The sequence below is a fragment of the Bradyrhizobium sp. USDA 3256 genome (genome assembly GCF_054058275.1).
On record NZ_JBSSAE010000002.1, the window covers coordinates 8,462,932 to 8,481,888 of the forward strand.

Below are 18,957 nucleotides of genomic sequence, written 5' to 3' on the forward strand. Positions count from 1 at the left end.
ATTTGGGGAGATCGACGTCCCGGGCGAGGCCGCCCGGGACGTCGAGCGGGAATGGCCGGACTATTTCTTCAGGTCACTCAGATTCCAGCACGCGGTCTGGCTGTCCGCGTTCTCCTTGGTGATCGGAATCAGCGTCGTGTATTCCGAACCCTTGACCGAGCCGGCCTTGGCGCCCGACGACAGCAGCCATTTGATCGTGCCGGCCATCTGCGCGGCCTGGGTCGGCACGTCGTAGCTCATGTTGAGATCGAACGCGCCGGACTTCACCAGCTCGCAGGCGCCCTTGCGCTCGCCGCCGCCGGAGGTCGCGACGAACACCTTGCCGGTCAGGCCGGCTTCCTTCACCGCAGCGGCGGTGCCGATGTCCATGCCGTCCCAGAAGCCGACGATGCCGCAGAGATCAGGATTCTGCTTCAGCACGGTCTGGGTGATCGCCTTGGCCTTCGCGGCATCCCAGTCGGCCGCCTGGCTCGAGACCACCTTGATCTCCGGATGCTTGGCGAGCACGTTCTCGACGCCCTTGAGCGTGTAGGCGCTGGCGGCCGCCGAGAGCGCGCCCTGCACGATGGCGATCTTGTTCGACTTGCCCTGGCAGGCCTTCACAACCGCCTCGGTATCCCGCTCGCCGATCTCAATCCAGTTGGCGCCGACAAAGGCCGACGAGCGATACGCCGACCCCATGTTGATCTGGATCACGTAGATGCCTTCGTTCTCGGCGCGCTGCAGCAACTTGGCGTAGGTCTGCACGTCCGGATTGTGGATCACCATCACGGCCGGCTTCTCCGAGATCAGCGAGGTCACCGCCTGCGCGCCGGCATTGGTGTTCCAGTTGGGGTCGCGGATCTCGAACTTCACGCCGAAGGGCTCGAGCTCCTTCTTCATGCCGGCGTACCAGCCTTCGGTGAGGTCGAAGTTCATGGCGACCGGAACATAGGCCACCGTCTTGCCGGCGAGAGCTTCCCTGAACGGCTTCTGGAACGGCTCGTCCAGGCCCTGCTGGGCCAGAGCCGGGGCGGCGATGGCGGCAAGCCCGAGCGCTGCGGCGATCACCTTTGCAGTCCTGACAGCGTATTTCATTGCTTCCTCCTTGGTCGTGATTGAAATGTTCTTGTGGCTTGGTTCAGATGTCGCCCTGCTGTGCCGTTTCTTCGTTGCGCGGATTCAGGAATGAATCCGTGATGACGGCGAGCAGCAGGACGACACCCTTGACGAGATTCTGTCCGGCGTAGGAAATGTCCATGATGGTCATGCCGTTCAGCATGGTGCCGATCAGCAGCGTGCCGATGATGATGTTGAGCACACCGCCGCGGCCGCCCGACAGGCCGATGCCGCCGAGCACCACGACGAGGATGACGTCGTAGATCAGTGTCGAATTGAAGATGCGGGTCGGCATCGAGTTGACCGATGCCGCCATCACCAGGCCCGCGAAGCAGCCGATCAGCGCCGCGACGACGTATTGCAGCACGATGATCGGGCGCGAGGGGATGCCGGTGACGCGGGCGGCGTAGGGATTATCGCCGATCGCGTAGATATAGGCGCCCCAGCGGGTCTGGCGCAGCAGGAACGCGACCACGACGCAGGCGATCGCGAACATCACGATCGAGGTCGGAATGCCAAGGATGGTGCCTTGTCCGAGCCGCTCGAAGCCCTTCATGCCGTCGCTCCACTGCACGACGTCGAGCTGAAACAGCGCGGCCTGCCCGAGGCCGGCGAGCAGCAGGCCGGTCGCCAGCGTCGCAAACAGCGAAGGGACCTCGGCGTAGGCGATCAGCCAGCCATTGACCAGGCCGAACGCGATCGTGAGCAGCACCGCCGTCACCAGCGCGGCCGGCAGCGAGTGGCCGTTCTGCACCATCTGCAGCACGAGCCCCGGCGGCACCGCGAGGGCTGCGATCAGCGAGATGTCGATGCCGCGCCCGATCACGACGATCGCCATCGCAAGGCCGAGGATGCCGAGTACCGCGACGTTCTGCAGCAGCGTCAGCATGTTCTCCGGCGTCAGGAAGCCGCGCAGGAAAATCGAGAACGCCAGGAACAGCACGGCAAAGACGGCGAAGACGATCTCCTGTTGATTGAACCGCAATCGCTTCATTGCCTCGTCCTTCCTTGCGTCTATAGGTGCGCCGTCTGCCGGGATCTCGTGCGGGAGCCGGTCGCGACGCGGCCGGGCCGCGTCCTGGCTGCGACCGCGGCGTCCGCAAACGTGTTGACGGCGTTGATGTAGGTCTCGATCGAGGTGCCGCGTCTGCGGTATTTCCATCGCTTGACGTACCAGTCCTGCAGCAGCGGCTTGATCAGCGAGGCCGTCAGCGTGACCTGGTCGATCGCGAAGACGCCGCTGGCGACGCCCTGCTTGAGGACGCCGGCGATGATCTTCTCGGTCATCACCTCCATCTCGATGGCGCGCTGGCGCTCCGCCGGCGGAAACGACTTCGCTTCCATGAAGCAGAACACGAACCAGGGCTGCATCGCCTCGCTCATCCGGACATGGGTCGCGATGATCCAGTGCAGATGCTTGCGCGCATCCTGCTTCACGTCCGCGGGCGGCGAGTTGAGGACCTCCGCCACCGTCTCGGCGACCTCGCCGAGGATCATCGACAGCAGCGTCGGCTTGCTATCGAAATACGTATAAAGGCCGCCCATGCTGAGGCCCGAGGCCTCCGCAAGCTGGCGCAGCGTGGTGGCGTGAAAGCCGTGCTTGTTGGAAAGCGTGAGCGTGGCGCCGATGATGCGCGTGAGATTCGGAACGGCGAGATGGGTTTTCTGGACCCGGATGGAATCCCGATGACGTTCGAGGATGCGTGCGCAAAGCACGTCCATCGCGAACGCATTCGCCGTCCCCGGTCGCTGACGCGCGAGACCCACGTTGCCTCCCTGGCTATGCTCCCGGACCATTTCATTTTGTTGCTGGTCCGGGCTGGGCTTTACGCCCTTGCGTAATTCCTAGCCCACGAAACGGCGCCCGGAAAAGGGGGATAATGAAATTTTCTGAGAGAGCGCTCGCTCGTTTTTTGGTCCGTGGCCGTGTTGCCGAGCCTGGGCGCGGCGGCGTTCCGGCCATCGTCGGGAACTTTTCGCGCTGAAAGCACAGCACAAATTCCCGGTGCTCTGGTCGACCAGCACGCCAGGTTAGACGGCCGTCACATTTCCGATCACGGGCGTGTGGGAAACCGGAGAGAGCAACGGTTTGCTGATTCGATGCGAAAGTCCGACGTGACGTGCCCCCATTGCCAGGCCGGCTATCGCCGGATCGAATTGACGTCGAAGGGTGGCGTCGCGGGTGAGTTTCGATGCCTGGTGTGCGACAACATCATCGAGCTGATGGACGGCTCGACCGATGTCGCCTTTCGGCTGACCGTGCAGCCGGGCAAGACGTCCTACGCCTACTAGACCAGCGATTCCATAAAGCCGGCTCATGGAGGCGCTCGTCCGGTATCGTCATTCCGGGGCGATGCGAAGCATCGAACCCGGAATCTCGAGATTCCGGGTTCGATGCGCGCCCCGGAATGACGACATCAGACGGTTCGCGTCAGCGATGATCAACGTTGCTGCGGCAGGTTGACCTCGCTCCTTCGCGCCTCCTGGCTGCGGCGCTCGGCTTCGCCGCCCGATCGGGACAGCATGCCGATCGCGACGATCGCCGCGGCAAAGCCGGCGGCGGCGCCGACGCCGAGTGCCCAGCGCGGGCCGAGGTGATCGGCGACCCAGCCGACGATCGGTGCGCCGATCGGCGTGCCGCCGAGCGCAACGCCGAGCCGCAGCGCCATCACCCGTCCGCGCATCGCGGGCTCGGTCGAGAGCTGCATCAGCGCGTTCGAGGTGTTGGTGACGGTCAGTGCGGCGACGCCGATCACGACCAGCGCCGCGGCGAACAGCCAATAGCTCGGCGCCAACGCGGCGAGCGTGCAGCCCAGCCCGAAGATCGCGGCGCCCAGCATCAGCGAGCCGAAGCGCGGCTCCTCGCGGCTCGCGGCCAGCAGCGCGCCCGACATCGTTCCGAGCGCCATCATCGACGACAGCAGGCCGAAGCCGCGCGCATCGGTGTGGAACACGCCAACCGCCATGGTGGAAATGAAGATCGGAAAGTTCAGTCCGAAGGTCCCGATCAGGAACAGCATGATCAGCGTCGCCCTGAGATCGGGCCGGGACCAGACATAGTGGAAGCCCTGCATTACGCTACCCTTGGTGCGATGGGCGCGCGCGTTCGGGCGCAGCTCGGAGGTGCGCAGCAGGGTCAGCGAGGTCAGCACCGCCAGGAACGATGCGCCGTTGAACAGGAATGCCCAGCCGGTACCGACGGAGGCGATAATGAGGCCGGCGACGGCGGGGCCGATCATGCGCGCGGCGTTGAACGAGGTCGAGTTCAGCGCGATTGCATTCGACAGATTGGTATCGCTGACCAGCTCGGCGACGAAGGTCTGCCGCACCGGGGCATCGAGCGCCGCCGCGCAGCCGAACAGGAACGCGAAGGTGTAGACGTGCCAGAGCTGCACCAGGCCGGTGACGGTGAGAATGCCGAGGATGAGTGCCAGCGCGCCCATCGTCGCCTGGGTCGCCATCAGCAGCTTGCGCTGGTTGAAATGGTCGGCGGCAAAGCCGGTCCACGGCATCAACAATAGTTGTGGCCCGAATTGCAGCGCCATCACGATGCCGACGGCGGACGCGCTGTGATTTGTCAGCTGGGTGAGAACCAGCCAGTCCTGCGCCGCGCGCTGCATCCAGGTGCCGATGTTGGACACCAGCGCGCCGGCCGCCCAGACCCGGTAGTTGAAGCTCGCAAGCGATCGAAAGACGCGTCTCATGTTCTCTGAGGTTCATTCCCGCCGTGAAACCGCCCGAACCGCCGCGCCAGGAACAGGCCGATCAGAAGACCGCCGAGACCGAGCGCTGCGACGTCGCTGGTGGTTCGCAAGCCGAAGTCGCCGACGCGGCAGACCAGCAGATATCCAACCGCGAGGTTGAAGAAGCCCCACACGATGTTGACGGTCGACGAGGACAGGCCTTCGCCGGGCGGCTTGGCGAACGGGCTCTGGAACGCTTCGCCCATCATGCCGGCGACGACGTGGGGGATCGCATTGGTGAGAAAGGCGCCGCCGAAGAAATAGGCGACGAGGTCAAGCCAGTTCATGCGCGTTGGTCCTTTCAACGAGATCGATGATCGCCTGCGTCGAGCCGGTCTCGCCGAGCCGCGGGAACACGTGTTCGATGCTGTAGGCATGCGCGTGCGGCCGCGCGTCGGTCATGGCGTCGATCGCGAGCGTGACGTTGAAGCCCGCTTCATAGGCCTGTCTCGCCGTCGATTCGACGCCGCCGGCGGTGGCGACGCCGGCGATCACGACTTGCGTGACGCCGCGCGCTCTCAGCAGGCCTTCGAGGTCGGTGCTGGCAAATGCGCCTCGCGTTCGCTTGGTCACGACGATGTCGCTGGGCTGTCGGTCGAGCTCCGGAATGAGATCGGTCCATCCGTCGGGAAGCGGGCCGCCGAATGGATTTCCTTGGCGCGGCGCCTGCTCGGTTCGTCCCGGCGAGCTGCCGTCGACATTGACCAGCGCGACCGGCAGACCGCGCCGTCGGAACGCAGCGCCAAGCGCGGTGGCGCGAGCCACGATGTCGCCGATCGGATGGGCGAAGGGCCAGTTCATGAGGCCGCCTTGTAGATCGATGACGATCAATGCGGTGATCGGATCGAGCGTCGTCAGGGCCATGGTCGTTACCTTTCTCGCAAGCTGTCGCGGCGCAGCCCGCCTCAATCCTCGACCAGCCGCTTCAGCAAGCCGACGGCGGCGGCGAGTTCGTCCTGTTCCCGCGCCGACAGCCGCGCGGCGATGGTGCGCGACAGCCAGTCCTGCCGCGCGGCGCGGCCGGTGCGCAGCCGTTCGCGGCAGCTATCGGTGAGCGACATGATGGTCTGCCGGCCGTCGTCCGGATCCGGCGCGCCGCGGACCAGGCCCGCGGCCTCGAGCGCCGAAATCGCCGAGCTCATCGACTGCGGACGCATGCCCTCCGATCGCGCCAGGCTGGACACGGTCGCGGGGCCGTCCTTTTCGAGGCGAAGCAGCACCGCGACCTGGGAAGGCGGGAGGTCCTCGCGCTGACCCTGCTCGCGAAGCCGCCGCTTCAGCGTTCCAATCAACAGGCGAAGATCTTCGGCCAGCGCGGATGTGCGCGCCGAGCCGGGGCGGACCGGTACATTGCTCATGCCGAATCGGATAGCATATATGAAGGTAAACTGTAAAGATTATCTTCGCAGTTTATCTGCATACGTGTCCCGCTGCAGCGAGCCGGCTGGTCTGACGCTCTTCGCAGCCGGAATCGGCGCGGCCGTGACAGCGTCCGCGCGCGCGTGACTCCGGCCAAGCCTCGGCGGGGAAATGAAATGGATGGTGAGGGCTTCGAGCGCCTCAGCGCAATGGCGCGTTCACTCGGGCGCAGCGTCGCTGCTTGCCGCGGCCTCGTACATCTCGCGCGCGCGCCTGGTCACGGCCGCATAGCGCGCCGTCGCGCTGAGGCTCATCAGGCCGGCGCGCACCAGTCCGAGAATGGCGCGTCGGGAGTGGAACGGTCCGGTCTTGCTCGCGGCATATCCGCGCGGATAGAGCTGCAGGCGGCCGGCGAGCGCTTCCTGCAACGCCATCTTCTGGGTCGCGCTCAGGCGCCGGCGCCGCGCAGGCTTGTTTGCTTCCGCCAGCATGCGCAGCTCGATGCCTGACGGTTTGCGTGGTGCGCCCTTCATTGTCAGCTCACATTCCGGCCGACTGGCGCGACCTTCCGCGAGGCCCGGCGCCCGGCCGGCATCGCCATGGACGCCGGCATTTGGCACATCATGGCTTGCGCTGTTGCTCATTCCTGAGACAGAACCGCATTTCGAGCAGCCGCGGCATCTGACGAAGGTCAGGACCGGTTGTGACGAAAGTCATATTCGTTTGCGACCGCTGCCGGCTTACGCCAGAGTGGGCTGCTCGCTGAGCTGATGGGCAACGCATGATCGATCTGACCGCGGATTTGCTTGCGGCCGCAGAAGCCGACGTCATCGGTCTCGCCGTCATCGGCGCCGATCGAAGCATGCAGCGGAAGATCGGCCGGCTGGTCGAGTGGCTTCCCGCAACCGGCGTCGACTGCTGCGAGTGCGTGTTGCTGGTCGGCATGGAAGCCGAGTTGGCAGCGCTTGCCAGCGGCCAGCGGGACATGATCGCGCTGGCCGGTGTGCGCGGCGCGTCGCCTGACATCACGCAGCCGATGACGGCGGTCGTGCTGTGGAACGGCGCGCGGTCGCATTACTTCGTCATCGCCATGCCGGATTTTGCCGGCCGCCAGGTCGAAACGCTGCTCGGCAGTGAGCGCCGCGCCCGGCGCCTGATGGAGCAGCAGCTCGAGGCGGCGAGCGCGGAGGTGCGCTTTGCCTCGCTGGCGCGAACGCGGCTGCGGCTGGCGCGCGATCTGCACGATACGCTGGTGCACTCGATCGTGGCGCTGCTGACCCAGATACGGCTGATCCGGCATTATTTGTCGGCCGATCCCGCTCGTGTGGCGGACAGCCTTGCGACAGCTGAAGATGCGGCCGCGAGCGGCCTTTCGCGTGCCCGCGAAGCCATCGATCGCCTGCGCACGCCCGACGACCTGAAGCTCGATCCCGATGTGGAGGGGCTGCTGAGCGACTTTGCCGCGCGCAGCGGTGTCAGGGTGTCGATCCAGATCGACGAAGCGGCGCGCCCCGGCTTGCGCGATTGCGGCCTGACGGTTCAGCGCATCCTCAGCGAGGCATTGCGCAACGTTCAGACGCATGCGCAGGCGCGCCGAGTCTCCTTTCACGCCTTCGACGAACCGGCCGCGGTCGGCCGCAAGCTGATTGTCGAGATCCGCGATGACGGCCGCGGCTTCGATCCCGCGGTCCCGACGCCAGGACATTTCGGATTGATTGGCATGGCCGAATTTGCTGAACTTGTCGGCGGCAGCTGTGCGGTGGAGAGCGCGCCCGGGCAGGGAACGCTGGTCCGGATCTCGCTCCCCGTGGCGGTGCCGCCGGCGGTATCCGCCGGCGTGCTGGCCGATTGAATTCGTTGCCGCGCATGCAACGCGTTTTCGAGAGGATGACGGAAAGCCCGTGAGCAGAATTGAGAAGATACGGGTGCTGATCGCCGAGGATCAGACGCTGATCAGGGAAGGTATCGCGACGCTGCTCGCCCAGCAGAACGATGATTTCGAGATCCTTCCCGGCGCGGCCGATGGCGAGCAGGCCATCGAATTCGCGCGGCGCTATCGGCCGGACGTCATCTTGATGGATCTGCAGATGCCGCGGGTCGACGGCATCGCCGCGACCCAGCGGATTCTCCGCGAATTGCCGCAGACCCATATCGTGGTGCTGACGACGTTCGAGACCAACGACCTGATCTTCGAGGCGGTGAGCGCAGGCGCCAAGGCGTATCTCTTGAAGGACGCCAGGATGGAGGAGATCGCCTCGACGATCCGCGCGGTCATCAACGGCCAGTCCGGGCTTTCGCCCGGCGTCGCCGCGCGCATCCTCGACGAGTTCAAGCGGCTGCGCGGCCCGCGCGTCTCGGCGAAGCTGCCGGTTCGCGACGGGCTGACGGCGCGGGAGAATGAAATTCTTACGCTGATCGTCGAGGGCAAGAGCAACACCGAGATCGGCGAGCAGCTGCATTTGGCGGAAGGAACCGTGAAGAACTATGTCAGCACGATTCTGGAGAAATGCCAGGTCAAGAACCGTACAGAACTCGCAATAAAGGCAATAACTTACTAGAAATAATTGGCCGCGATCGCACAACCACGCGGTTGATCCGGCTGAGATTGCTCGCCTTTCTCTGGGCCGCGCCGGCAAAATTGGCTATAGGGTTGTTTCGGATTTGCTTTTTGACAGGGCAGGTCCGGATTGCGCAGCTATGAGTAAGCGGGAAATGACCATGAAGGGTATCGAGCGCCAGACCAAGGATACGGATGTTCCGGCAGCCGGCAACGGCGCGGACGCCGCGGCGCATGGCATGGCGGCGATCGATCAGGTCCGCGACCTGCTGTTCGGCGGCGCGCAACGTTCGCTCGAGACCAACCTCTCGGGTCTGCGCGAGGAGATGCAGGCATCGCTCAAGCAGATGCAGGCGAACTTCACCAACGAACTCACCGCGCTTTCTGCGCGGCTCTCCGACCTCGAGCGGGATACCGAGCAGAAGCGGCTCGACTCGCTGAAGGATGTCGGCGCGGCGATCACCCAGCTCGGCTCGGTCATCAGCGGATTGGGATCCGGCCGCACGGGCAAATAGCATGGCAGCTGCTGCCGGCCAGAACCGCGAGATCGAGCAGCTCAAGACATTGCTGTTTCAGCCCGAGGCGACGCGCCTGACGTCGCTGGAGGCCGACCTCGACTCGCTGCAGCGCTACGTCGGCAACGCCGACCGCCTGGAGACGGCAACCGCGGGCATCCTGGTCGAGGCGCTGGAGCGCGCCGAGGTCAACCGGCCGCGCGAGCTCGCCAGCGCGATTGCGCCGGTCGTGGTCTCGGCGATCCGCAGCGAGATCAAGAACTCGCGCGAGCAGATGATCGAGGCGCTCTATCCGATCGTCGGCCGGCTGGTCAGCGCCGCGGTGGCGAATTCGTTCAGGGAGCTGGTTGCCTCGCTCGAGCAGCGCATCAATGCATTGACCTCCGCGCAATTGTGGGTCGGCCGCGTCAAGTCGCTGGTGACGGGACGCCCGATCAGCGAATTCGTGCTCGCCGATCAGCCGCCGCAGATCAACCGGCTCCTGATCATCGAACGCGGCAATGGCCGCCTGATCGCAGACTGGAAGCGCGCTGCGACCGCCGACGAACGCGCCGACCTGCTCAGCGCGATGGTCGCGGCGATCCTGGAATTCTCGGTGCAGGCGCTCGCCGGCGAAGGCAATCTGCAGACGCTCGATTTCGGCGGACGGCAGCTCGCGCTGCGCGCCTCGCCCCGCTTCATCCTGGCGGCGGAGTGCCTGGGACCGCTGCGGCCCGCCGACAACGCCAGGATCAACTCGCTGTTCTTCGATGCGATCGAGCGCATCGACCGCGGCGCGGATTGCGACGGGCCGATGCTGGCGTCGCTGGCGGCCGCGATCGAGACCGACGATACGCCACGGCGGATCGCGAGCCGGCGCGGCAAGGTGATCCTGTTCGCCTTGCTCGCGGCAATGGCCGCGCTGTTGCTCTGGCTTGCCGCGACATCGGCGACGCGCGGCCTGTTGGAGCGGCGAACCCAAGCGGCGCTGGTACAGCTCGCCGCAAAGCAGCCGTTGCTGGCCTCGTTCCCGCTGCGGCTCGACTTCGATCACGGCAGCCGAAGCGTGGCCGTTTCAGGCATCGAGCCGAGCCAGCTGGAGACCGCGCCCTTGATCGATGCGCTTGCCGCGGCCGCGGCACCGTACAAGATCGTCAACCACATCGGTCTGGTGTCCGCACCGGAGCAAATGGCGGCATCGCAGGCCGGCATCGCGAGCCTGCAGCAGAGCCTGACGCGCCTGCAGGCGAGCCTCGACCAGATGCGCGAGGCGATCGGTGCGCAGGCGAAGTCGGGCGAGGAGAAATATGCCGCCCTGAGCGAGCAATATGACAAGCTCGGCGAGCAGTACGCCAAATTGGGCGAGCAGTATTCGAAGCTGCAAGCCGTCGCCGACGGCCCGGCGGCGCGGCTCGACCGCTTCATCGCCACGACCGCGATCTTCTTCGTCAACAATGCCGACGAGTTCCTCGACAATGACCAGGCCGAGCAGCAGCTGCGCGAGCTCGCCGGACTAATGGCGAACAACGATCTCCGGGTGCGGATCGTCGGCTATGCCGATCAGAGCGGCACGGAAGGCACCAACCGGACGCTGGCGCGCAAGCGGGGCGAGCAGGTCCAGCGCAGGCTGACCGCGCTGGGGGTCGATCCGTCGCGGCTGATTTTGGTTTCGCGCGCGGCGACGATGCCGATCACCGACCGGCTCGACGCCACTGTCGGCGGCAACCGCCGCGTGGCGTTCGAGACCGTCTATCGAGGCGAAGTGGCCCGCTGATGCTCACCGCGAAAGTCATGCTGCTCGGCGACATGGGGGTCGGCAAGACGTCGATCCTCTATCGGCTGATCTACAACCGGTTCGAGGGCCAGTACAAATCGACGCTGGGCGTCGAGATCCTGAGCCACGACGTGGCGGCGGCGGATGGCGGCGATCCGATGCGCCTCGTGCTGTGGGACACCGACGGCGATTTCGGCACGCAGATCTTCGACACGGTCTATGTCACCGGCGCATCCGCCGCCATCATCGTGTCCGACGTCACGCGGCCGCAGACGGTGACCCGCATGGTCGAATTGGTGCGCGGCTTCGAGGAGCGCTTCCCCGGCCGGCCCTACCGGGCGCTGCTGAACAAGATCGACCTGCCGGAAGCCGCGGGCAGCGCGGGCGCGATTGCCGGGCTTGCGAAGTCGAGCGTCAAGTCGGTCAGCGCCAAGACCGGCGTCGGCATTGCCGAGAGCTTTGTCGAACTCGCCCAGACCATCCGCCGCCGCCAGCTCTAGCTCGAATAGCGATCGCGATGACGCTGCACCCCCTCTCCCCGTTCTTACGGGCAGAGGGTTGGGGTGAGGGGCCGTCTCCACAAATGCGGTGATAGCGGCGTTTGCGGAGACTCCCCCTCACCCGCAACGCATCTAACGATGCGTTGCGACCTCTCCCCGCACGCGGGGCGAGGTGATCCTGAGCGCTCGCCCGCGATACCGAACGCATGTCTGTGTCAGCCGTCCCGACTTCTCGGGGCTGGCGAATCGGGCCGGGACGGCTGACTTCATCGCACGTGGGGCGTACGATGAAAGGCTCTCGCGCGGCCGCAGAAAGCCGCATGCTTTCCTCGCCGACAGCACCACGCCGTCCCACACTCCGATAGTGACGATGGTCATCTTCCGCTCGGCCAATGGCCTGCCTATCGTCCGCCCCGTCACTGGAAACAGCCACGGGACGAACGGTGTCTCGGGCGCACGGAGCGAGAGATCATGAGCATTTTTGGAAGCATCATGGGTGCAATCTTCGGCCACGGCGCCCAGGCCAAAACCGCTGAGAGCACGACGACGGCCGCGCCCGGCGCAGCGCCGTCGACGTCGGCATCCGCTGCGCCCGGCACGGCGGCTGCACAAACCGTCGACGTCGCCGCGATCGTCGACAAGGCCGCCGCGGCGACCGGCGAGAAGCTCGACTGGCGCAGCTCGATCGTCGACCTGATGAAGACGCTCGGTCTCGACAGCAGCCTTGCGGCGCGCAAGGAGCTCGCGAAGGAGCTGCACTACACCGGCGACACCAGCAACACCGCCACCATGAATGTCTGGCTGCATCAGCAGGTGATGGCCAAGCTCGCCGCCAATGGCGGCAAGCTGCCGGACGACATCAAGACCTGACGAGCCGCCTCGAGCCGCGCGGCGCTCGCGCCCGCGCGGCTCCGAACGATGTGTGTTGCGTGAGGAGCAGTTGCGATGACCTCATCTCATCCTGCCATCCTGAACAGGCCGCGCGCTGGTGCGGTGCGGTCCGCCGCATTGGTCGGCGCGGCACTCGGATTCGTCGCGCTGGCGCTCGGCATCCATGTCGCCATCGCCCGCGCGGATAATTCCGGCGACGAACCGCGGCCGGAAAATGCGAATGTGCAGCGCGCCGCGCAGAACCCGCCGCCGGCCCGGGTCATCCTGCCGGCGCCATGGCAGCAGGCCGCGCCTGCGCAGCCGGTCGCGGCACCCGCGAAGCCGGCCGATCGCAAATAATCCTTCGCCCCTTTGGAGCGGCCGGCGATCCAGTCGCCGCGCCGTGCCACCGCATTGATTTGGAAAACAGGAGATCACATGCTGAAGGAATTCAGGGAATTCGCCATGAAGGGCAACGTCGTCGATCTCGCCGTCGGCGTGATCATCGGCGCGGCATTCGGCGCGATCGTCTCGTCGATGGTGGCCGATATCATCATGCCGATCATCGGTGCGGTCAGCGGCGGGCTCGACTTCTCCAATTATTTCACCGCGCTGTCGAAGTCGGTGACAGCGACCAACCTGGCCGATGCCAAGAAGCAGGGAGCGGTGCTGGCCTGGGGCAACTTCCTGACCCTGACGCTCAACTTCCTGATCGTCGCCTTCGTGCTGTTCATCGTGGTCCGCCTCATGAACCAGCTCAAGCGCGAAGCGCCCGCGGCGCCGGCCGAGCCGCCGAAGCCGACCAAGGATCAGGAGCTGCTCACCGAGATCCGCGATCTCCTCAAGTCGCGCGCGTAGCAATCGCTGCGAATGCCACTGCGTACAGCCCCCAGCTCTGGAGCCTCACCATGCCAGATCAGGTCAAGCTGCCCCGAAAATTGTCACAAGAGCCCGGTGGTGTAGAGCCGCTACGGCCGAGCCACCGGCGGGTCATCGAGGAGCTCGATCGCTGGGCCAACAGTCCCGGCCTGCAGCCGCCGAGCGATGATGAAGAAAAGCCGGAGGACGACAAGCGCTAGGCGGCCATGACCTCGCATGGCCGGATCGCGGCTGTTTCGGTCAAGCCCGCCGGGCCGTCGCGATCAGCGCGGTCGACGGAATCGCGAAGCTGTCGCCGACCCGCCTGCGCTCGATCTCGGCACGGAAGGCGCGCGCGACTGCGGCGCTCTGGTCTGCATCGAGCCCGCTCCAATGCGGCATGAACTCGAACAATTTGTCGACGTCGGCGGGATTGGCGACATTGAGTTTGAAGTCGTGGGTGATCTCGGCAATCGCCGGATCGGAGAAGCCGGCGGCGATGAGCGCAGCGGCGAGGCGGCCGGGGTCGGCGAGCTCGGCGAGGCCCGTGCACGGCATCGGCGTGACCTTGTCGGGATAGAGCCGCCGGATGATCTGCGAGAGCAAGAGATGCACGGCGGCGCCATCGGCGCTTTTCCAGACCGCAATCGCCGCCGATCCGCCCGGTCGCGTCACACGCGCCATCTCGCAGAGGCCGGCGCGCCAGTCCGGAAACAGCATCACGCCGAACACCGACACTGCCGCGTCGAACGCGGCATCCGGCAGATCGAGCGCCTGGCCGTCCATCTGTCGCGCCTCGATATTCGCCACACCATGCGCCCGGACCCGCGCCACCATGCCGGCGGAGAAATCGATCGCGGTGACCTCGGCTCCGGTGCGGGCGGCGGCCAGCGCCGCGGCGCCCGTGCCGGTGGCGACGTCGATCACCCTGGATGACGGGTCGATCGGAAGCGTTGCGACCGCAGCGTCGGCGAACAATGTCGTGAACGGCTGCGACTGTGCCTCATAGGCGGCGACCATTTTGTCCCAATGCGCGGGATCGTTGTACGGCAGAGGTTTCGCCTGCTCACTTGACTGCATGAATCTGGTCCTCGAGACTTTGCTTGTGTTTGGCGAGCCGGCGCTTGAAATCCCTCGCGAGCGCTTCGAGCGTCACCGCGCCGAGCCGCTTCAGGAACAGCGCCTCGACCTCGCGAAACGTGTCTCCGAGCGCGTCGTTGACGGCCTGTTCGACCAGGCAGCCGGGATTTTCCGAGCGATGGCCCATCGCAACGATCGTCGGCGCGCCGACCGCGCGGTAGATGTTCGCGAGCGTGATGGCGGCGGGATCGCGCGCCAGGGTCCAGCCGCCGCCATGGCCCTTCTCCGAATGCACCAGACCCTGCTCGCGCAGCCCCGCCATCACACGGCGCACCACCACCGGGTTGGTGGCCATCGCCCGTGCAAGTTGCTCCGACGTCACCGGCTCGCCGGCCCCGATCATGTGGAGCAGGCCATGCAGGACGCTGGACAGGCGGCTATCGCGGATCATGTAACTGCATATGTTACATGATGCGGCAAACGTCAAGAGCGGCGATGGCGGGCGCATCATTGCTCGTGGTCGCCCTCTTACCTCCCCTTGAAAAGGGGAGGTCGCTTTGCTCGCCAGAGCAAAGCGGGTGGGGATCAGCTCTATCGGCGGGCACCGGTGCACGTGGCCGGACCCCTATCCCGACCTTCCCCCTTTCAGGGGGAAGGAGAAGAGGTCGGGGCGCGGACCCGGATCATGATCTTCAATCGGAACTTCGCGTGCCGGATTTCTCGCCGCCGCCCGTTTAATCCGCATCGGGGACTTTGGCAGGGGCGGTATCGTGGGCAGCGTGGCGGTGGATCGGATGTTGCGGGATGCGGTGGCGCATTACTGCGCGGGCCGCGCGGCGGAGGCCGGCACGCTGTGCGGCGACATCCTCACCGCCCATCCCGACCATGTTCCGACGCTGCATCTGTCCGCCGTCATCGCCTTCGTGACCGATCGTGCCGCGGAAGGTGCGCTGCTGCTGAACCGGGTGTTCAATCTCGATCCGGATCATGCACCGGCCTTCGCCACGCTCGGCGATGCGCTCGCCGTGAAGGGCGAGCACGAAGGCGCGGTGGCGGCGTTCGAGCGCGGCGTGACGCTGCGGCCGCAGGATGCCGGCCTGCACATCAAGCTCGGCGTTGCGCTGTGTGATCTCTCGCGCTTCGACGAGGCCGAGACCGCGTTCCGCCGTGCGATCGCACTCGATGGCGGCCTGACGCGGGCGCGGTTCAACCTCGCCGTCGCGCTGGCTGGGCAGCAGCGGCCGGTCGAGGCGGAACAGGCCTATCGCGAGGTGATCGCGCGCGATCCGGTCTACCGCGGCGTTTGGCTCAACCTCGGCAATGTGCTGAGCGATCAGAAAAGGCACGAGGCGGCCGCCACGGCCTATCGCCGCGGACTTGCCGCGGATCCCGACAATGCCGGGCTGCATTGCGGCCTTGGCGCGGCGCTCTATCGCCAGGGCTTGCTGGAGGACGCAATCCTGCACTACCGCCGCGCGATCGCGCTCGATCCCGGCAACATCACGCCGCAGCGCCTGCTGGCGATGGTGCTGCACGAGGCGGGCGAGCGCGAGGAGGCTGTCCGCATCTATCGCCAGGTCTCGGCCCGCGACCCGTCCGATCATGTCATCCTCAACAATCTCGGCGCCTGCCTGTTCGAGCTCGGACAGGTCGACGACGCCATCGCCTGCGCCGAGCTCGCGCTGGCGATGAAGCCGGACTACGCCGCCGCGCACACCAATCTCGGGATCATTTTCGAGGCGCAGAACCTGGTCGAGGCCGCGGTCGCCGCGCATCGGCGCGCCATCGAGCTCGAGCCGCTCTATGCCAAGGGCCACGCCAACCTCGCGGTCGCGCTGCGCAATGCCGGCGAGATCGATGCGGCGCTGATGGCCTCGCGCCGGGCGATTGCGCTCGATCCCGAGCAGCCGCTGGCGCACTACAATCACGCGCATTTCCTGCTGATGAACGGCGAGTTCGAGGAGGGTTTTGAGGAGTATCGGTGGCGCCGCAAGACCAAGATGCTCAGCGACGGCGATCCCGTGTTCGACGAGCCGGAATGGCAGGGCGAGCCGCTTGCCGGACGCACGCTGCTGCTGTTTGCCGAATATGGACTCGGCGACGCCATCAATTTCGTCCGCTACGTGCCGATGCTGGTGGGCAGAGGCGGCCGGATCATTCTGCAGGTGCAGCCGGCGCTGGTCGCGCTGCTGCGGCCGATGCTGCCCGATGTCGCGGTGTTCGCGCGCGGCGAGCCGCTGCCGCCGTTCGATCTGCAACTGCCGCTGCTCAGCCTGCCGCGGATCTTCCGCACCACCGTCGAGACCATTCCCGCAGCGATACCCTATCTGCGGGCGGATGCCGGCAAGCTCGCGCGCTGGCGCGAGGCGCTCGCCGGCGTGACCGCGCTGAAGGTCGGCGTGGTCTGGGCCGGCAATCCCAGGCACAAGGGCGACCGCCAGCGCTCGCTGCCGGCGGACGCGGTGCTGCCGCGGCTGGTCACATCGGGCGTGCAGTTCTACAGCCTGCAGAAGGAGCCGCGGCCGGACGATGCGCCGGTGCTGCGGGGCCTTGGCGCCGACATCATCGACCTCGCGCCGACGCTCGGCGATTTCGCCGACACCGCGGCAGCCTGCTGCGCGCTCGATCTCGTCATCGCCGTCGACACCTCGGTGGCGCATCTCGCCGGCGCGCTTGGTCGCCCGGTCTGGATGTTGTGTCCCTATGCGCTCGACTGGCGCTGGCTGCGCGACCGCTCCGACACGCCGTGGTATCCGACCATGCGACTGTTCCGCCAGGACAAGCCGCAGGCCTGGGACCGCGTGCTCGCGCGCGTGTCGGAAGAGCTTGCCCGCGTCGTTGCTGGCGAGCGGGAGTTGCTGCTGCCGGTTGCTCTTGCGGGTTGATCGGCGATCACCCGGCACTCATCCCCTGCGCGCCGCCGAGCAGCTTGGCGTTGAGCCGGCCGCCGTCGAACAGCATTTCGTTCACCGCGCCGTCGACGTCGGAGGAGGTGACCTCGCGGCCACCGTCCCTGACGATGCTGGCCTGGGCGAGACGGCGCATCAGCTCCTTGATGAAGGCTGCGCTGACGCCTTCGGTGCGTCGCACGGCGTCGTCGATGACGGGCTGCTCCAGCGGCAGGCCCTTGCCGTAGAGCCGGATCAGCTTGCCGCGCCCGGTCTCGTCGGGCAGCGGCACCTCGATCGCCTGGTCGATGCGGCCGGGCCGGCCGGCCAGCGCGCTTTCCAGCTCTGACGGTTGGAGGTCAGCACGAACAGGATGTCGCAATCCTCCTTCAGGCCATCCATCTCGTTCAGCAGCTTGTTCAGCAGGGATTCCTCGCACGGTCCGCCCATGTCCTCGCGGTCGCGCGCGATCAGGTCGACATCCTCGATCACGACCATGGTCGGCTGCAGCAGCCGCGCGAGGTTCATATAGGCGCCGAGCAGACCGACCTGCTCGGCGGTGATGATCAGCGTGGTGTGATCCGGCAGGTTGGTGGCGAGATAGCGAATGGTGTGGGTCTTGCCGGTGCCGGGCGGGCCATAGAGCAGGATGCCCTTGCGGGTCGACTGGCCGAGCTTGCGCAGCAGATCGCGGCTTTCGACAAAGCCGAGCACGTTGCGGTCGAGCAGCCGCAGCGTTCGGTCCGGCAGGATCACGTCATCGCGAGCGACCGTCGGCAGGCGATGCACGGTCAAGCCACGCGAACGTCCGCGATAATTGGCGCCATCCTCCAGTGACAGGATCTTGCCGCGATAGGATCGCGCCGCATGTACGGCGGCTTCCAGTTCGGCGAAAGTGCGCTGCACGAAAGCATTGCCGGTCGCCCCGGCGGGCAACGCAAGCTCGATTCGCAGCGACGGCTCGTGATTATATTCGCGATGGAAGGTCAGCAGCACGGCGTAGCGCAGTTCGCCGGTTCGGCACAGCCATAGTCCATTGGCGAGGCATTTCACCGGCTCGGCCTCGCCGATATCGACGTCGCGATATTGCGGCGGCGCGATCGCCGGTGCATTCCGGCCGGCCTTCATCAGCGCTGCGAAGTCCAGCGTCTCGTAGCGATATTCTTCATGGATGCCGAAGAAGTGGATCGGATCGGTGAACAGCTTGTCGATCGCGACCTGAACGTCGGCGCGCATGTGGCCCGGAAACTGTCGCGCCCGTGTCACGATCAGGTTGCGTGGCACGCCGGCGAAATGCCAGTCGAGCGCAACGTAAGCGGACCGAAACGTCTCGCCCGGCAATTCTTCCGAGCTGCGGCGTGCAGCGAGCAGGCAGTCGCTGCACAGCGACGCAGTCGTACCGGAGATCAGAATCTCCGTCACGGCCCTCGGGGCTTCGCAGAGATCGCAGGGGCGGCTGGCGTCGGCGGACTCCGTGGTGATCATCAACGGTTGGCCGTTGGAGCGGATCAGCCACTTCGCCGAGTTGAAGATTGCCCGAGCCACCGGTCCCGGATAGGGACCGCACGGAATGGCGCCCTTGGCCTCGATCAAGGCAGCGGAGGCAATGGCTTCCTGCTCGGATTTCCCGAACACCGTACGCAACAAATCCTGCACGAATTCCAGCGGGGTCTCATCGTCGTCGTGAATGAAGAGCCGTACCGGACCGTCGTCGCTAAACACGTCGTGCATGAGAC

Annotated in this window: 23 protein-coding genes; 11 read left to right on the plus strand and 12 right to left on the minus strand. The window is 66.1% G+C overall.

All coding sequences use genetic code 11. From position 1 onward, the window contains the following. Nucleotides 1–60: 60 nt before the first annotated feature. From ACVWY5_RS41760 to ACVWY5_RS41770, 3 genes are read right to left on the minus strand one after another with little or no spacing between them, the layout of a single operon-like run. Nucleotides 61–1,077, minus strand: coding sequence for a sugar ABC transporter substrate-binding protein (locus tag ACVWY5_RS41760; RefSeq protein WP_028335919.1), 1,017 nt, complete (start codon nucleotides 1,075–1,077; stop codon nucleotides 61–63). 43 nt (nucleotides 1,078–1,120) lie between these two features. Further along, nucleotides 1,121–2,092: an ABC transporter permease gene (locus tag ACVWY5_RS41765; protein ID WP_028335918.1), complete on the minus strand. Its 972-nt coding sequence runs from the start codon at nucleotides 2,090–2,092 to the stop codon at nucleotides 1,121–1,123. Between the two features lie 20 nt (nucleotides 2,093–2,112). Continuing rightward, nucleotides 2,113–2,820: a TetR/AcrR family transcriptional regulator gene (locus ACVWY5_RS41770; RefSeq protein ID WP_028335917.1), complete on the minus strand. Its 708-nt coding sequence runs from the start codon at nucleotides 2,818–2,820 to the stop codon at nucleotides 2,113–2,115. A gap of 378 nt (nucleotides 2,821–3,198) precedes the next feature. On the opposite strand from ACVWY5_RS41770, the gene ACVWY5_RS41775 reads away from it, so the two are divergent. Further along, nucleotides 3,199–3,390: a hypothetical protein gene (locus ACVWY5_RS41775; RefSeq protein ID WP_024578854.1), complete on the plus strand. Its 192-nt coding sequence runs from the start codon at nucleotides 3,199–3,201 to the stop codon at nucleotides 3,388–3,390. 149 nt (nucleotides 3,391–3,539) lie between these two features. Here the strand turns inward: ACVWY5_RS41775 and ACVWY5_RS41780 are convergent, their stop codons facing one another. The 5 genes from ACVWY5_RS41780 to ACVWY5_RS41800 form a co-directional block, all read right to left on the minus strand. Further along, entirely contained in the window at nucleotides 3,540–4,802 is a 1,263-nt protein-coding gene (locus tag ACVWY5_RS41780; RefSeq protein WP_028335916.1) for an MFS transporter, read from the minus strand. After that, a complete protein-coding gene (locus ACVWY5_RS41785; protein WP_016848133.1) occupies nucleotides 4,799–5,128 on the minus strand; it encodes a hypothetical protein in 330 nt (109 codons plus the stop codon). Before ACVWY5_RS41785 ends, ACVWY5_RS41780 begins: the two co-directional genes overlap by 4 nt. After that, on the minus strand, nucleotides 5,115–5,705 hold the full coding sequence (locus ACVWY5_RS41790) for an isochorismatase family protein (protein WP_028335915.1): 591 nt from the start codon (nucleotides 5,703–5,705) through the stop codon (nucleotides 5,115–5,117). The genes ACVWY5_RS41785 and ACVWY5_RS41790 overlap by 14 nt, the downstream gene beginning before the upstream one ends. 41 nt (nucleotides 5,706–5,746) lie before the next feature. Next, the gene (locus ACVWY5_RS41795; protein WP_028335914.1) at nucleotides 5,747–6,199 is read right to left on the minus strand and encodes a MarR family winged helix-turn-helix transcriptional regulator; all 453 of its coding nucleotides are present in this window, start codon (nucleotides 6,197–6,199) and stop codon (nucleotides 5,747–5,749) included. Nucleotides 6,200–6,418: 219 nt separating this feature from the next. Beyond that, nucleotides 6,419–6,733 carry a hypothetical protein gene (locus ACVWY5_RS41800; protein ID WP_244978514.1) on the minus strand — a complete coding sequence of 105 codons (315 nt, stop codon included), beginning with the start codon at nucleotides 6,731–6,733 and terminating at the stop codon, nucleotides 6,419–6,421. A gap of 248 nt (nucleotides 6,734–6,981) precedes the next feature. Here ACVWY5_RS41800 and ACVWY5_RS41805 point away from each other — a divergent pair, with 248 nt between their 5' ends. The 9 genes from ACVWY5_RS41805 (at nucleotide 6,982) to ACVWY5_RS41845 (ending at nucleotide 13,474) form a co-directional block, all read left to right on the plus strand. After that, the gene (locus ACVWY5_RS41805; RefSeq protein ID WP_028335912.1) at nucleotides 6,982–8,052 is read left to right on the plus strand and encodes a histidine kinase; all 1,071 of its coding nucleotides are present in this window, start codon (nucleotides 6,982–6,984) and stop codon (nucleotides 8,050–8,052) included. A 49-nt stretch (nucleotides 8,053–8,101) separates the two neighbouring features. After that, on the plus strand, nucleotides 8,102–8,758 hold the full coding sequence (locus tag ACVWY5_RS41810) for a response regulator transcription factor (protein WP_028335911.1): 657 nt from the start codon (nucleotides 8,102–8,104) through the stop codon (nucleotides 8,756–8,758). 139 nt (nucleotides 8,759–8,897) lie between these two features. Beyond that, complete coding sequence (locus ACVWY5_RS41815; RefSeq protein ID WP_456671764.1) at nucleotides 8,898–9,272, plus strand: hypothetical protein; 375 nt, start codon at nucleotides 8,898–8,900, stop codon at nucleotides 9,270–9,272. A 1-nt stretch (nucleotide 9,273) separates the two neighbouring features. Then, nucleotides 9,274–11,025, plus strand: a complete 1,752-nt coding sequence (locus ACVWY5_RS41820; RefSeq protein WP_028335909.1) for an OmpA family protein — start codon at nucleotides 9,274–9,276, stop codon at nucleotides 11,023–11,025. Then, the gene (locus ACVWY5_RS41825) at nucleotides 11,025–11,525 is read left to right on the plus strand and encodes a GTP-binding protein (RefSeq protein WP_028335908.1); all 501 of its coding nucleotides are present in this window, start codon (nucleotides 11,025–11,027) and stop codon (nucleotides 11,523–11,525) included. The genes ACVWY5_RS41820 and ACVWY5_RS41825 overlap by 1 nt, the downstream gene beginning before the upstream one ends. Before the next feature lie 471 nt (nucleotides 11,526–11,996). Continuing rightward, nucleotides 11,997–12,395 carry a DUF3597 domain-containing protein gene (locus ACVWY5_RS41830; protein WP_028335907.1) on the plus strand — a complete coding sequence of 133 codons (399 nt, stop codon included), beginning with the start codon at nucleotides 11,997–11,999 and terminating at the stop codon, nucleotides 12,393–12,395. 75 nt (nucleotides 12,396–12,470) lie between these two features. Beyond that, nucleotides 12,471–12,755 carry a hypothetical protein gene (locus tag ACVWY5_RS41835; RefSeq protein ID WP_028335906.1) on the plus strand — a complete coding sequence of 95 codons (285 nt, stop codon included), beginning with the start codon at nucleotides 12,471–12,473 and terminating at the stop codon, nucleotides 12,753–12,755. Nucleotides 12,756–12,833: 78 nt separating this feature from the next. Continuing rightward, the gene (gene mscL / locus ACVWY5_RS41840) at nucleotides 12,834–13,253 is read left to right on the plus strand and encodes a large conductance mechanosensitive channel protein MscL (RefSeq protein ID WP_028335905.1); all 420 of its coding nucleotides are present in this window, start codon (nucleotides 12,834–12,836) and stop codon (nucleotides 13,251–13,253) included. Nucleotides 13,254–13,303: 50 nt separating this feature from the next. Beyond that, entirely contained in the window at nucleotides 13,304–13,474 is a 171-nt protein-coding gene (locus ACVWY5_RS41845) for a hypothetical protein (RefSeq protein ID WP_167350395.1), read from the plus strand. A 40-nt stretch (nucleotides 13,475–13,514) separates the two neighbouring features. Here ACVWY5_RS41845 and ACVWY5_RS41850 read toward each other — a convergent pair whose 3' ends face one another. Both ACVWY5_RS41850 and ACVWY5_RS41855 read right to left on the minus strand, forming a co-directional pair. Beyond that, nucleotides 13,515–14,333: a class I SAM-dependent methyltransferase gene (locus ACVWY5_RS41850; protein ID WP_038377722.1), complete on the minus strand. Its 819-nt coding sequence runs from the start codon at nucleotides 14,331–14,333 to the stop codon at nucleotides 13,515–13,517. Continuing rightward, a complete protein-coding gene (locus tag ACVWY5_RS41855; protein WP_028335903.1) occupies nucleotides 14,320–14,784 on the minus strand; it encodes an Rrf2 family transcriptional regulator in 465 nt (154 codons plus the stop codon). The genes ACVWY5_RS41850 and ACVWY5_RS41855 overlap by 14 nt, the downstream gene beginning before the upstream one ends. Nucleotides 14,785–15,127: 343 nt before the next feature. On the opposite strand from ACVWY5_RS41855, the gene ACVWY5_RS41860 reads away from it, so the two are divergent. After that, entirely contained in the window at nucleotides 15,128–17,218 is a 2,091-nt protein-coding gene (locus tag ACVWY5_RS41860) for a tetratricopeptide repeat protein (protein WP_051376248.1), read from the plus strand. Nucleotides 17,219–17,225: 7 nt separating this feature from the next. Here the strand turns inward: ACVWY5_RS41860 and ACVWY5_RS41865 are convergent, their stop codons facing one another. Both ACVWY5_RS41865 and ACVWY5_RS41870 read right to left on the minus strand, forming a co-directional pair. Further along, nucleotides 17,226–17,513, minus strand: coding sequence for a hypothetical protein (locus ACVWY5_RS41865; RefSeq protein ID WP_321176980.1), 288 nt, complete (start codon nucleotides 17,511–17,513; stop codon nucleotides 17,226–17,228). Then, nucleotides 17,477–18,952, minus strand: coding sequence for an ATP-dependent Clp protease adaptor ClpS (locus tag ACVWY5_RS41870; protein WP_321176979.1), 1,476 nt, complete (start codon nucleotides 18,950–18,952; stop codon nucleotides 17,477–17,479). Before ACVWY5_RS41870 ends, ACVWY5_RS41865 begins: the two co-directional genes overlap by 37 nt. Nucleotides 18,953–18,957: the final 5 nt, after the last annotated feature.